This is a genomic window from Staphylococcus sp. AC872 (genome assembly GCF_979255425.1).
Genome location: NZ_CEEDKW010000004.1, coordinates 215,629 through 229,059, shown reverse-complemented (window position 1 = coordinate 229,059; position 13,431 = coordinate 215,629). Strand labels below are relative to the sequence as shown.

General features: G+C 28.5%; 19 protein-coding genes. 10 read left to right on the top strand and 9 right to left on the bottom strand.

All coding sequences use genetic code 11. From position 1 onward, the window contains the following. Nucleotides 1-19: 19 nt before the first annotated feature. Both tsaT and lnsA read left to right on the top strand, forming a co-directional pair. Complete coding sequence (gene tsaT, locus ACZ267_RS08345; protein ID WP_002465948.1) at nt 20-205, top strand: type II toxin-antitoxin system toxin TsaT; 186 nt, start codon at nt 20-22, stop codon at nt 203-205. 100 nt (nt 206-305) lie between these two features. Then, nucleotides 306-887, top strand: a complete 582-nt coding sequence (lnsA, locus tag ACZ267_RS08340; RefSeq protein ID WP_015365251.1) for a lipoprotein N-acylation protein LnsA — start codon at nt 306-308, stop codon at nt 885-887. Between the two features lie 59 nt (nt 888-946). Here the strand turns inward: lnsA and ACZ267_RS08335 are convergent, their stop codons facing one another. Beyond that, nucleotides 947-1,180, bottom strand: a complete 234-nt coding sequence (locus tag ACZ267_RS08335) for a hypothetical protein (RefSeq protein WP_002450870.1) — start codon at nt 1,178-1,180, stop codon at nt 947-949. Between the two features lie 264 nt (nt 1,181-1,444). Here ACZ267_RS08335 and ACZ267_RS08330 point away from each other — a divergent pair, with 264 nt between their 5' ends. The 5 genes from ACZ267_RS08330 (at nt 1,445) to ACZ267_RS08310 (ending at nt 4,031) form a co-directional block, all read left to right on the top strand. Beyond that, on the top strand, nt 1,445-2,197 hold the full coding sequence (locus ACZ267_RS08330; protein WP_002465946.1) for a poly-gamma-glutamate hydrolase family protein: 753 nt from the start codon (nt 1,445-1,447) through the stop codon (nt 2,195-2,197). Between the two features lie 90 nt (nt 2,198-2,287). Beyond that, nucleotides 2,288-2,572, top strand: coding sequence for a hypothetical protein (locus tag ACZ267_RS08325; protein WP_002465939.1), 285 nt, complete (start codon nt 2,288-2,290; stop codon nt 2,570-2,572). A gap of 77 nt (nt 2,573-2,649) precedes the next feature. After that, nucleotides 2,650-2,865, top strand: coding sequence for a hypothetical protein (locus ACZ267_RS08320; RefSeq protein ID WP_002465949.1), 216 nt, complete (start codon nt 2,650-2,652; stop codon nt 2,863-2,865). A gap of 464 nt (nt 2,866-3,329) precedes the next feature. Beyond that, nucleotides 3,330-3,569, top strand: a complete 240-nt coding sequence (locus ACZ267_RS08315; RefSeq protein WP_002465943.1) for a hypothetical protein — start codon at nt 3,330-3,332, stop codon at nt 3,567-3,569. A 228-nt stretch (nt 3,570-3,797) separates the two neighbouring features. Continuing rightward, the gene (locus tag ACZ267_RS08310; protein ID WP_015365252.1) at nt 3,798-4,031 is read left to right on the top strand and encodes a hypothetical protein; all 234 of its coding nucleotides are present in this window, start codon (nt 3,798-3,800) and stop codon (nt 4,029-4,031) included. Between the two features lie 174 nt (nt 4,032-4,205). On the opposite strand, the gene ACZ267_RS08305 is transcribed toward ACZ267_RS08310, so the two are convergent. The 3 genes from ACZ267_RS08305 to ACZ267_RS08295 form a co-directional block, all read right to left on the bottom strand. Further along, complete coding sequence (locus tag ACZ267_RS08305) at nt 4,206-4,406, bottom strand: cold-shock protein (protein ID WP_002450876.1); 201 nt, start codon at nt 4,404-4,406, stop codon at nt 4,206-4,208. A gap of 321 nt (nt 4,407-4,727) precedes the next feature. Further along, complete coding sequence (locus ACZ267_RS08300) at nt 4,728-5,093, bottom strand: hypothetical protein (RefSeq protein ID WP_002466279.1); 366 nt, start codon at nt 5,091-5,093, stop codon at nt 4,728-4,730. Between the two features lie 62 nt (nt 5,094-5,155). After that, nucleotides 5,156-6,100, bottom strand: coding sequence for a cation diffusion facilitator family transporter (locus ACZ267_RS08295; RefSeq protein ID WP_002466283.1), 945 nt, complete (start codon nt 6,098-6,100; stop codon nt 5,156-5,158). Nucleotides 6,101-6,548: 448 nt separating this feature from the next. Between ACZ267_RS08295 and ACZ267_RS08290 the strand changes: the two genes are divergently transcribed. Together ACZ267_RS08290 and ACZ267_RS08285 are read left to right on the top strand one after the other, a co-directional pair. Continuing rightward, nucleotides 6,549-7,550 carry a DUF4352 domain-containing protein gene (locus tag ACZ267_RS08290; protein ID WP_002466284.1) on the top strand — a complete coding sequence of 334 codons (1,002 nt, stop codon included), beginning with the start codon at nt 6,549-6,551 and terminating at the stop codon, nt 7,548-7,550. A 199-nt stretch (nt 7,551-7,749) separates the two neighbouring features. Then, entirely contained in the window at nt 7,750-8,253 is a 504-nt protein-coding gene (locus ACZ267_RS08285; protein WP_002466281.1) for a hypothetical protein, read from the top strand. A gap of 507 nt (nt 8,254-8,760) precedes the next feature. Here the strand turns inward: ACZ267_RS08285 and ACZ267_RS08280 are convergent. The 4 genes from ACZ267_RS08280 to ACZ267_RS08265 form a co-directional block, all read right to left on the bottom strand. Further along, complete coding sequence (locus ACZ267_RS08280; RefSeq protein WP_002466282.1) at nt 8,761-9,645, bottom strand: aldo/keto reductase family protein; 885 nt, start codon at nt 9,643-9,645, stop codon at nt 8,761-8,763. A 152-nt stretch (nt 9,646-9,797) separates the two neighbouring features. Continuing rightward, complete coding sequence (locus ACZ267_RS08275; RefSeq protein WP_015365253.1) at nt 9,798-10,370, bottom strand: TetR/AcrR family transcriptional regulator; 573 nt, start codon at nt 10,368-10,370, stop codon at nt 9,798-9,800. A gap of 470 nt (nt 10,371-10,840) precedes the next feature. After that, nucleotides 10,841-11,023 (bottom strand): hypothetical protein, encoded by a 183-nt coding sequence (locus tag ACZ267_RS08270; RefSeq protein WP_015365254.1) that lies wholly within the window; start codon nt 11,021-11,023, stop codon nt 10,841-10,843. 24 nt (nt 11,024-11,047) lie between these two features. Continuing rightward, nucleotides 11,048-11,305, bottom strand: a complete 258-nt coding sequence (locus tag ACZ267_RS08265) for a hypothetical protein (protein WP_002466073.1) — start codon at nt 11,303-11,305, stop codon at nt 11,048-11,050. Nucleotides 11,306-11,807: 502 nt separating this feature from the next. Between ACZ267_RS08265 and ACZ267_RS08260 the strand changes: the two genes are divergently transcribed. Beyond that, nucleotides 11,808-12,161 (top strand): hypothetical protein, encoded by a 354-nt coding sequence (locus tag ACZ267_RS08260; RefSeq protein ID WP_002466078.1) that lies wholly within the window; start codon nt 11,808-11,810, stop codon nt 12,159-12,161. A gap of 294 nt (nt 12,162-12,455) precedes the next feature. Here ACZ267_RS08260 and ACZ267_RS08255 read toward each other — a convergent pair whose 3' ends face one another. Next, nucleotides 12,456-12,812 (bottom strand): hypothetical protein, encoded by a 357-nt coding sequence (locus ACZ267_RS08255; RefSeq protein WP_079449045.1) that lies wholly within the window; start codon nt 12,810-12,812, stop codon nt 12,456-12,458. Nucleotides 12,813-13,431: the final 619 nt, after the last annotated feature.

Below are 13,431 nucleotides of genomic sequence, written 5' to 3'. Positions count from 1 at the left end.
AGAGATAGGAGGTTAAAAAATGAGCTTGCATTTTACAATTCTTTTTTGGCTTTCACTTATATTTATCGTAGCTGGTGCGATTATTCTAGCTATCATGCTTAAAACTAAAAAAGAATCTAAGAAAGAATCTTATCTTGGTTTCACCATTGTATTCTTCATTTTTGGATTAGCTATGTTGATATATACATTGTTATTCGGACTCTAGTCCAAAACAAATACGTTCAGTTGCCGTTGTAGCTGAACGTTTTATTTTAATACTTTATTAATTTTTATGTATTTTACATTTATAAAGGAGTCTCTAACCATTGTATAAAAAGTTTGCATATATATTACTTTTCACTATCATCTTCAATATATGCTTGACCTTATCACCTTTTCATATCAATATTGCTAATGCCGAAGATTCTTCTATGTCGAAATCAAAACAAGACTTCCAACTTCAACCTGGAGATATCATTATAACTAAAGGTCCTGTCTTATTCGGCTTTTTTGGTCATTCAAGTATCGCCATTGATCATGATACGGTTTTACAAATTGAAGGCCCTGGTGACAAACCTATCACTGAGTCATTTGAATCATTTAAGTCAAGATTTGGTGAAGGTAAAGATGACTGGATTAAAATATATCGTTGCGCTAAGCCTGGTGCCGGTAAAAAAGCTGCTCGATGGACTAAGGAGAACTATGAAAATACTAATCATAGATACTTAGTAACATTAAATCTTAAAAGTAAACATTTCACTTACTGTACAAAAATTATCTATCAAGCCTATAAAGAAGGTGTAAGTCAAAATGCAGTAACCGACCACGGTATGTATATCATTTCACCTTATGCACTTAAAGATAACTTTACAGACGAATACCATTTAAAATTAGTGAAAACATATTAAAACGCCCTACTCTATTTAAGTCATTTTACAAATGATGAGTAAGGCGTTTATTCATGCGATTAGACTTCTTTAAAATAATTAACAAACTGGTCATTTTTCTCTAATAAATCAAGATAAGATATCGCACCGAATGGAATAATTCTTGTGCAATTCTTCATAGGATAAATAATGACCTCATGTTCATAATCAACGTGGATATCGTTTTCTAAAATGACACGCTTATTCCCAAATACTACCGCAACTGCTTTGAAACCATCGTCATTTAAGTATCGTCTTAATAATTCTTTATCCATATCATCACATCCCTTTATTTACATATTACCACGTTAACATTAAGAGATTGTTAATATTTAGCGTTATTTTACATTAACTAAATAAAAAGAATTTTATAGTGTACGCCTTGATATAATTGAAGTTATTATTATTTCATATTTTTAGGTTTTGAGAAATATTTTAATTAATATAATTAATATGTAGTTATAGTCAAATTACTTGTTAAACGTATTAAAAAATTGATATGATTTATAAATCAAAAAATTGATAATTAAGGAGAGAGTATGAAAAGGAACACGAGTCTTTATACTAAATTATATTATTTATCAATCATATTAATAGTCATCGCAATCTTGATTGTCGCTTTAATATTTTATAATACACGAAAAAACATGAATCAATCGAATTTAGATCGATACAATAATTTTCAAGAACTTAAAACAAATACCAAAGAGCATAAGGATTGGAGAATTGTCACTAAAGAGCGTAAACATCACGATATATTAGTCACTGCCATACATGGTGGCGGTATTGAACCAGGGACAACTGAACTTGCGCGTCGTATTTCTAATGTAGGTCATTATGATTTTTATTCATTTGAAGGATTACGTAAGAAAAATAATGATCAACTTCATATTACATCTACGAATTATGACGAACCTAAATTACATGATATGTTAAAAAATGCTGAGCAAACCGTTTCAATACACGGTTTTTCAGGAGATGACCCAATCGTTTTTGTTGGTGGCAAAGATAAAAAAATGGCCAAATCTATAGCCAAATCACTTCGACATAAAGGATTTACTGTTAAAGAAAGCCCAAACGAGATTGATGCCAAATCGTCTAAAAACTTTGTCAATGAGAATGAAAATGACTCAGGTGTACAATTAGAATTAACCACAAAACAAAGAGAACAGTTTTTCAAAAATCATAAGCTAAGTAGACAAGTTCGTTCTAATCCTGATAATTATACAAAAACGTTCTATCAATTTGCTAATGCCGTTCAAGATGGTGTCAAAAAAGCTAAAGAGTCATAATTTTGTCAGTAATTGATCTGATAATTCGTTTTGTAAATTGAAAATATAGGGTAAAACATATGTAGTGCAATATTGGGGAGGAAAGTAAAAATGGACGAACTAACTAAAGAACAAAAATATACCATCGCAAAATTTTACAAATTATATATGGAACGCTCTAATGAAGGACAAACTGAAAAAGAAGCCAATGATTTTAAAGATTCCATAACGACTCAAGATGATTATTTTTGTGATCGAAATTATGATGACTTCGTAGAAAATTTAAAAGTTCTAATTAAACACGGTTATATTGATGGTCATATTGAAGATAACCAAATCAATGATATCAAAATGACAACAAAAGCATTTACGGATATTGAAAAAAGTTTTGGCTAATACGATTAGTACAAAATCAAGTCAACTTATGTATGATTTGTTTGTAATGAATTTTCTTTATGGGAGGTATATTAAACGTGGCAGAATGGAAAATTAACAATCATTCAAAAAGACAATTTGCAATTCAACGAAATGATCATGAAATCTCTATTGTTGAACCACAAAGCAATGGAAGTTTTAAAATATTAGCTGAAATCGACACATATAATCAAATCACCAATGTATATGATCCCCTATTATATGTGTCAGCTGATACTAATAATGAAGAATTAAATATCTTTGATCATTCATAAACATTGACTGAGTATAAAGGCGACATGCTTGATAGAATGAATTGAACAATACACAATATTTTTGACCTCGCATTATTTCTAATACTTTTATCATTTTCAATTTTAATTTTTTTGTATATTTAAGTTTCATTCAACTATATAAATTATATAACTTGAAGTTTAATTTTCCTTTTCTAATTATCAATATAATAAAGTGGTAAAACGCTTATATTTATGGTAATCTTAATTTGTTAAACTTTGTGAGTGTTTAACATTACTTCTTGTTAGCGTCAACTTAACTTTAATTTTCGTCATTATTAAAGTTTACGTTGGCGCTTTTTTAATTATAATAAATTACTTTGAACTATTATTACATTTATTTATACAAATTAATAAAAATATTCACAATTTTGAAAAAGAAAAAGATGTAAAATAACAATAATATGTAGTAAACTTAAGATAATTAAGAATCTTAGGAGGATTATATGAAAAAGGTATTTTGGTTGGTTTTATGTAGTTTTTTAGTTTTAGGTGCATGTAGTCAAAGTGATCATGATTCAAAACATGATGAAAAGAAATCAACTCAAAAAGATAAAAAAGACTCTAAGACTAGTAATGATGATACAGTCAAAAAAGTGAAGGATAGTGCTAAAAAGAAAGATAATCCTAAATCACAAGATGACAAAGGAAATAAAGAGCGCGTTGATGGTGATAAAACAAATTAATCATCGTACTAAAAAATATCAGCTTAAATGTTAATTACATTTAAGCTGTTTTTTCAAACACTTAAGCAAAAACCAACAAAATTGTACTTAATTGTATTAAACTCTATTTAATATCAATTTTGTACTTTAATAGATAGTCAATTGATATTTTTGCGTAAACCATGTTGTAACATCTTTATGATAGTAATCCTTATTCACATACATAACTGAGGAAAGGATGTGATTAACATGAGAGACACAAAATTTAGTCCGGAAGAACTAGAAACAATTCAACGTTTCTATAATTCAAGAAGACGAACAGTTTGTTGTTCAAACCCAAAACTTACATTTTCAGAAGATGTCTTCTTTATTCCTACAGCAGCAAATCAATCTAACGGCATCGAAGCTTTCGCTACTTATTGCGAAAACTGTGGACAAACTAAAATTTTTAATCTTAATGTTATGCATAACGCAAAATTTTAAATTAAAATCTATTAAGTATTAACATTGATTGATAGTTTTTTGTTTTATATATTATATTTATACTAAACACTCTCAATTTCATTAATGAACTGGGAGTGTTTTTCATATTTAAATAATTCTAATTAAATAATGGCATAAAAAAAAGCAACCATGACGGTTGCTTTAAAAATGTTATTACATTTTTACGACATTAGCTGCTTGTTCTCCACGATCGCCTTCAACGATGTCGAATTCAACTTTTTGTCCTTCTTCTAATGATTTGTATCCTTCTTCAGCGATTGCTGAGAAATGTACGAATACGTCGCTTCCATCTTCTCTTTCGATGAAACCAAAACCTTTTTCTGAATTAAACCATTTAACTGTACCGTTATTCATATAGAATACCTCCGCGTGCTTTTGCACTAAATATTTGTAACAAATTTCATTGAATCAAAAGGAGTGTATTCTTATAAATAACTCTCAATTAACTTCACGTACTTGATTACTTAATTACAACTATACGCTTATTTTGAGAAAAGTAAAGCCTTTTTACTAAATTCTTTTAAATTTATTTTATTTTCAAAAATTGTGAACTTCTATTTGTATTAAAATCAGCTTTAAATTAATCTAATACGTTAGAACTTATAAATGCTATTTATTTTATAAGCAAAATATTTTTCGGACAATATTTCTTAATTTAAACTATGTTGAATTTGATTACTTTTCATTGAACATCTCGTTTAATATATTAATACCTTGATCATATACTGATTCCATTTCATATACATATAGGTGTATATCATCCTTATTTACGTTTTCACTAATTAGGTACTCCCTAGCTAATAAATAAAACGTTCTCATAGTAGCAATAAATTCAATATTTAACTTACTATAACCATCATGAATATGACAATAAAAACTGAGATTTACTAATAAATGATCCACCTCATTCAATAAAATCATTTTCTCATCATTGACATTGCACGACGAATTTTTAAGTAATATTTCATATAGATTCGTAAGTTTCATATAAAGACTTGTCATATTTCCCTTTAAAAAGCGGAACTCTTTATTTTTATCCATTAGATTTCCACCTACTCATTTATTGTCATGTTTTTATAATTCTGAGCAAAGATTTTTAATATCTATACTTCTTCGTATTGTTTAAAATATGCTTCATCTAAATGATTGAGATGTATATTCTCTATTTGCAATGTGACATGTCTTAATCCATATTTATCTTTAAGTAATTTAGAAACTTTATTTATTGTTTCATAAGGAGACTTAATATATTCATCACTTAGTACAACGTGAGCACTTAAAGACCTATGATTAGTTGTAATACTCCATAGATGAAATTCATGTATATCAATGACCCCTTCTACTGATTTCATGTCTGCCATAATGATATCTGTGTTAAAACCATCAGGCACGCGTTCCATCAATACTTTCCATGCATTTTTAATAATTTTAAACCCACCATTAAATATAATTAAAGAAATAATAATACTAATGATTGGATCAATAATATTCCACCCTGTGAAATAAATGATCACTACTGCTACGATAACACCTATAGAATTTAATAAATCACCAAAGAAATGCCATAATGCACTTTGGATATTAATATTATCTTCTTTCTTTAAAGACGCTACTAAAATTAATGTCAAAACAACATTAACGACTAATCCTATGACAGCTATGACAACCATAAGACCACTTTCTACAGGTTTTGGATGAATAATCCTCATAATTCCTTCATACATAATACCTAGTGAAATCACTATAAGCGCCAAACCATTTAAAAAGGCAACTATAATTTCTAACCTCATAAAACCATAAGTATAATTCTTAGTGGGTGCTTTACTTGCGAAATATATTGCTACCATAGATAGCGCTAAAGCAAGCACATCACTCAACATATGAAATGAATCTGATAGTAAGGCAAGCGAATTAGATACGATCCCTCCTACAAACTCTACTATTGTAAAAAAGAGCGTGATAATTAAAGATAACCATAATGTCGTCTTAGAACTATTTTGAAATTTACGATGTTCAACATGATGAAAATATTTTGTTTGATTATTCATAGATAGTCTCCTTTGTTAGAAACACATCAATCATATACAGTTTCTTAAGTTATATTTTTAATCTTTATTTCTTCCCTTCTTATTTTGGCTATATAGGTTCAGTATTATAAAAACAAATACTGGGAAGAAGATAATGAAAAAAGTCATATCAATTCTCCTTTTACTAGAATGCAACTCATTAAAATTATTTTTTCATTCTTTCAACTTTATAGTACCAATTGTTCTATATCAATTCAAAATGACACGAATCAATTTATAGTTTCTATTTTTATATCAGATAAAATTGACTTATATAACAAATTAGTATCTATACAATCTATTATCATTTTAAAATTGATAAAAAGTAATTTAAGTTATCAACCTTTATAACTAAAAGTGATTACTAAAAAACCTGTCATAACAGTATTATTAATATATATGTAAATAACAAATAAAGGAGCTATGTTGAATGGAAGAAAACTATAATGAAGAACAGCAAAGAAAACAATGGGAACAATTTCAAGAATTTCAAAGACAACAAGAAAAGCAAAAGTATGTAAAGTCTAAATCTAAGAAACCATGGATTTGGGTTGGTGTAGGTTGTCTCGTTTTCTTTATTTTAATTATTATTGGCATTGTTGCATTGACCTTTAGTATGAATGGTGGATTTAAGCATCATGCCACCGGTACAAAAAATTATAAAATCGGTGATACAATTAAAAACGGTGATTTAGAAGTTAAAGTTAAATCAATTGAAAATACTAAAGCCGTTGGTCCTTCAATTGCACCTACTAATGCGAAAGATACATTTGTTGTTGCAGATGTTTCAATTAAAAATAAGGGAGACAAAGCATTAACAATCGATAGTCAAATGTTTAAATTAAAATCTGGAGATAAATCATTTGAAGCAGATGCCACTGGTTCAGTATCAGCTAACCAAAGTGATGACGGAAGTATCACCAATTCATTTTTCTTAGAACAAATTAATCCTGACAGTACGGCCGAAGGAAAAGTTGTATTCGATGTTTCCGAAAAAGTTGCTAATACTAAAGATAAAAAACTAGAAATCACATCTAGCTTATTCAGCACTAAAAGTATAACTGTGGATCTATCAGATGCTAAAACATCTACTAAAGATAAAAAAGATGATGATGCTACTAACGACGAAAGTACTTCATCTACCACATCAGGTTCATCGGATGACACTTCATCAAGTAATACCGGTAATTCAACTTCATCATCTGCATCACCTTCATCAAACACTGGCAGTCATCAAGACGCTAGTAGTAGTTCGTCAAAAGCAACACCATCTAAAGAAGATTCATCATCTTCTGCACCTAAAGAAAGTGAACCTCAAGAGTCAAAATCAGCTATACCAAATAGTGAAAATACACCAAAACCATCTAATAACACTTCATCAAATAGTGCGCCTTCGAGTGCACCTAGTGACAGTAGTTCAAAGTCAGAATAAAATATTAACATTGTCATCTCATTAAAAGATAAATACGTATCATTTCATTGCCACTCATATTCGGAGTGGCATTTTTATATTTTGAAATATTACCTTGATATGATATTGCTTTAAATTTGATATCGCTATACGTTAGAATGACACCACAATGTCACTAATTACATTGTAGCCAAATAATATAAATGAAGGAGATTGAGAAATGAAGAAACCCTTTTTTATTTTATTATCAAGTTGTTTAATTTTAGGCGCTTGTGGCAACCATGATTCTGAACATAAAGAAGAACATAAAAAAATTGAACATAAAAAGTCAAATGACTCTAAAAAAGACAAAGAGAAGTCTAAAAACAAACGTTCAAACGATCCTAAGAAAGATAATATCAAAGATTATGACGAAGAGAAGAAAGAGTCAAAAAAAGATAAGGATAAAAAGAAAGATAAAGCTAAAAAACAATCTTCATCTCAAAGTAAACCTAAACATAATAAACAATCATCTACTCAAAATAACGGGCAAAATGCACAACAAGGAAGCCAATCCCAACAGTCTAATGGTCAAAATCAACAACAATCACAATATCAGCAACCGCAACAGTCTAATGGCCAAAATCAACAACAATCGCAATCTCAACAACCTCAACAATCCACTGGACAGAATACACAACAACCACAATCTAGTGGTCAGAACACAATGCCCGCTTCAAATTAACTATAGTTAAAACATAGTAATCCGAACTAACTATATAATATTGAAACTATGATTCAAGTCCCGCTTTCCTAACATATTAGGAGTGGGATTTTTGATTTTCCAAAAATATAAATATTAGTGTGAAAATAACCCACAATTCTAGGAATTGCAGGTTAAGTCATCCGCTTAAATTCTAATTTTATTATCGACAAGTCTTTACTTCTTTAATGATTTAAAACCTCTTTTAACATCTCTGATTAAACCACTAGATCCTAACCAATTAGAAATCGTTGCCATGATAAATGCAATCATTTTACCTATCAAATCCATACATATGACCTCCATAGGCTTTTAATAATAATTACCACGAAATAATAGTAATGTAACATAAAACAATCCTATTCTAATATTAAAAAATCTCTAACATATAACTTATATGTATTGTTCTTTTATCTTTCAAACGAAATTACATATCATTATGCAATATTAAATAAGGTGTCCTTTCATTTTCAAAGGACACCTTATTTTTTACTTTTTACCAAAACTTCGAATATTTCTTATTACTTTACTTACCCGACGCCACCACAAATTATGTCTTTCTTTCACCTTACTTAAAGTAATCATATCTTCCTCTAAGATAACAAAATCAAGATTTGCATTTTCTTTCATATGAACAGGATTGGTACTTCTTGGAAGTGGTAAAACACCAATTTGCAAGTCATATCGAATAGATAATTGTGGTACAGATACGCCATATTTATCAGCAACGCGTTTAACAACCGGATCGTTTATCAGTTTGCCTGTGGCATTAGGTGAATAAGCCATAATCAAAATATCATGCTTTTCACAGTATTCCATAATATCCCTAGGTGTAAGTCCAATATGTACTTCAACTTGATTAACTGCAGGTTTAATCTTCCCGTTCTTCAGAATATTTTCTAAGTCTGCTATTTCAAAGTTAGAAACACCAATAGAACGAATCTTACCTTCTTCTACAGCTTCTTCCATTGCTTTCCATACTGCAAGATTTTCATCAAAATATGGCTTAGGACTACCTACAAGAAGTTCTCTCCAAGGTTTCGGCGAATGAATTAATACTTGATCAATTACTCCAATACCCAATCTTTCAATAGAATTCTCAATACAAGCTTTAGCGCCTTCATAGGTTTTTACCTCTGGCGGAATCTTTGTAGTGACAAAAATATCTTCTCTTAGAATACTAGATTCACGAATTGCCTCACCTACACCTTCTTCATTTTCATAATGAATAGCAGTATCAATATGACGATAGCCTATTTCAAGCGCCTCTTTCACTGCTAATATCACATTTTCATTAGAAATTTGCCATGTTCCAAAAGCAATTTTTGGCACTTCTAATTGGTTATTTAGTGTATATTTTTCTTGTAATACCATAAATATCTTCCTCCTTGATTTGTCTCGTTTCATTTCTGTATTTTCTTTGCATTAATGCTATATTTCAATGTCGCATTGATAGAGAGAAAGAATCTGTCACTAATTTTTCAACTAAATGGTATTCTTCATTTCACCAAACAACTGATTTATAACTACTGTATCCCACCTATTAAATAACGTAGTGCCTCCATTGCCTCTTCTTTATCCATCTGATTTTTGCGAATAAAACTCCAGTCCAAAATCATATGAATGGTGTTGGCATAATGTTCTGACATCTGATCATATGATAATTGATACTTTTTAGAAGGTGGACAAGTTACTAGAATAGTATAAATCTGTTGCCTAATATATTTTCTTAACGATTCAGCAAATCGGCCATCATTAGTATTATGCGTCATAATTTTTGCAATATTATCTCTGTATCCATTTAAATAGTCGTAACATCGCTCAAATAGTATATAAGGTCTTTTTTCTGGCGTAAGTGAATCATAATTGTCAACGACCATATCACTAGCTATTCTTTGCCAACAATAATTTAAAAGATCATTAATATCATCAAAATAATTATAAAAGGTTGCTCTTGGATAGTTGGCTTTCTCACACAACTCATTAATGGTAATTTTCTCCAATGGTTTAGTTTTCAATGTCCAAAAGAGTATTTTAGCAAATTCTTTTAATGTTCGTTCTGCAAACTTAGTCATCTTTTTATTTGTATCGTATTTCATTTATTCAAGTACTTTCCTTTTTATAATCGTCTGATATCTATTTGTATGATACCGTCTACCATTTAGTAATACAAGCACCACCTTGTTAAATTCGTCTATCCTTTTGCAGATTATAAGATATGTCTATCTATGTGTTTTCATAAAAGTTTTCTATAAAACAATAAAAAAGCTACCATTGAAGGTAACTTTTCAATAATAATATAAGTTCTATTTTAAATATGATAAATATATTGCTATTACCACTAATACTAATGCAATTACACCATGTCCAAACATATTAATTTTAATTTGCGTTTTATTCAAGCTCTGTCCCCTATTCATACGCTTATAATTTAATTGATATAAAAATGTCCAAAACGTTGCATATATTAATATAAATAATAATCCTAAAATTATTGCTACATATATACTAATATTAATCATCCTTTATATTATGAAGTGATATTACATTCAATAAACAATATAAGAGTTCACCTATTTTGCTTGGCGTTAATAATAATAGACGCTATTCCTAAACAAAATAAAAAGAAAATCATCAAATAAACAGCCATATTATCCGTCTTGATATAAAATTTAAACAGTATAAATGATAATAACGCGATAATAAAGTAAACAGGAATAAAAGTTTTTTTCCAAAATAATGAATCTTTCATAAAATTCCCTTCTTATACAAAGTATTAATCTTCAGATGAATCGCCCATTAATTGATATATAACATATACCACAACAACAATAATCGTAAGCAAGTCAAACGAATGTATAAATGCATCGCCAAATGAATGATCTAACCAAAAGAAACGAATTAAGAATAACAAAATTGATTGAAATAAAATAGCAAAAAAAATATTAATTATGGATTTAGCTAATATAAAATTATATACAATATATATTATTCCTAATATGGTAACAGCCCACATTAATATATGAGGTAGCATCTAATCATCCTTTAATAAGCGTTATAACAGAGTCATAATAATGAATTGTTTAGCTCAATGCTCTACGAATTCAATTATTTTTATTAAATTGAGCATGAATATAAATTAATAAAATACCAATCAATATAAACATCAAATGTCCTATTACACTAAAAATTTTAGATTGATTCAAATTTAATAAATTAAAAACAATTGGTTGCAATATGATTAACAATAATAGAAACATACCTAATTTTATTGAAGTAAAATACTTTGCCATATTCGCACCTTCTTTTATAAAAACATTAACAAACTTTAGTTATTTCGTCATTAAAGTGATGAAGTTAAATTATTCAATGATGCTTTTAATATTTCATAACCATTAATATAAATGTTCTCTTTTTAACACTTATGTATTAGAATTGGACACTTAAGAAATCCAAAACAACTCTATATGAATTACTCTAAACTGAAAATATAGTCCAATTGCAAGATAAAACTATATATTTAGGAGTGAATAATCGTGTTCGAAAATAAAGATGATATTACATTACTTTATCAAGCTATTTCAGAACTAGCTGAAATCATAGGTCACCATCCTTACAACACAAAATCAATTAGCCTTTTATGTTTGGATTTAGGTATAACACTCGAAGAATATCAAAAAGTACTGATAGCATTCTTAAAATTAGCACATAGTAAAAATACAGAAGAAATGGAAATAAATGATTTTAAAAAGATATTAATTCAGTTTATTGAAAAATATGATGACCTTACGGATTCTCAAACATTAAGATTTATTGAAGGCTATGCACGTAACTATATTCCCGAACTACTGCCATACGCCGAGAAACTTTATCTCGAAATACGCGTATAACTAAATTGAAATTGATTGGTGCAATACACCATTTTAGAACCAAATCAAAAAAGCCCACAACCACATGGGTTACAGGCTATATAATGGAGACGGTGGGAGTTCATTAATGCGTATATATTTGTATAAAAATCGCTATAAGTATTGTCATAGCAAAGTTTACATTGTCTATTCAGTTGTGTGTAAAATGTTAAATTTGAAAAACACAAGATATTTGGGGCAATGAATAGGTCTGATTATACTACTGTTCATACTCTTGCTCTTTATTTCAAAATTATGCCCTTTTTCGCCCTTAAATCATTTAAAGTCATTTTCGTAATATGTCATATAATCTTGTACATCATATAGAAAACTTCTTGTTTTACGCCCTTTATCTAGTTGACCTATTACATTAACATAAGAATCTCTAACAGCTACCTTAAAAGTTTTAAAATAAATATTATTAACATAATATTTTTGAGTTCTAATTAAATTATTATTTTTATACTCTAATTCAAACTCTTTCCTTAACTCTCTAGCTAAATCTCTCCCATTAGTAACATCATCTTCGAATACCTCGCTAATTTCTTGCGACTTTTCCTTAAAGTAATTCATCTTATTAATAACCTCTTGTTTAGTTATGTCATTGGGTATTTTAAATAAAATATTGTTCATAATCCTACCTCATTTTTATCATATTATTAATATTTATTACGTAATAAATACCATTTAGTTACAATAGATATTTTACCTATATAGTTACACAAACTCATTCCTCACTGCTACACAGGACATTTCTCAGAATGGATAACACCACTATTAGAACAAAGATCTTTCTAAAATCATGTGTCATACATTATTTATTATTCCTTATATAAGTGTTTTAATATATATTAATCTTCATTTAATGGTCTTAGCAATATTGATTGTCAAAAAATAGAAAGTTCTTATTAGTTTAAAAATAGAAGCACATATAATTGAATACCAAATAACAAAATAAATGTTATCAATTTCAATATCATATAATTTAAAACAGTACAAAACCAATGTATAAATAGATAACAATAAGAACATCTCTGTATTTAGCATAATATTTTCAATCAATTTCTTTTCTGTGTCTAACTTCTCAAACAATTTTGCTCTATCGTTTAAAAGTGGTATAAGAGTAACAGAAAAAAACAAAAATGCTGTTGTTAAAGAAGAAAAAGATATTACTGTTTCCAAAAAATCACTATATTGTTCTTTATTCTGAATAACAGAATATTGAACATTCAAACACAAGAACACAATAATT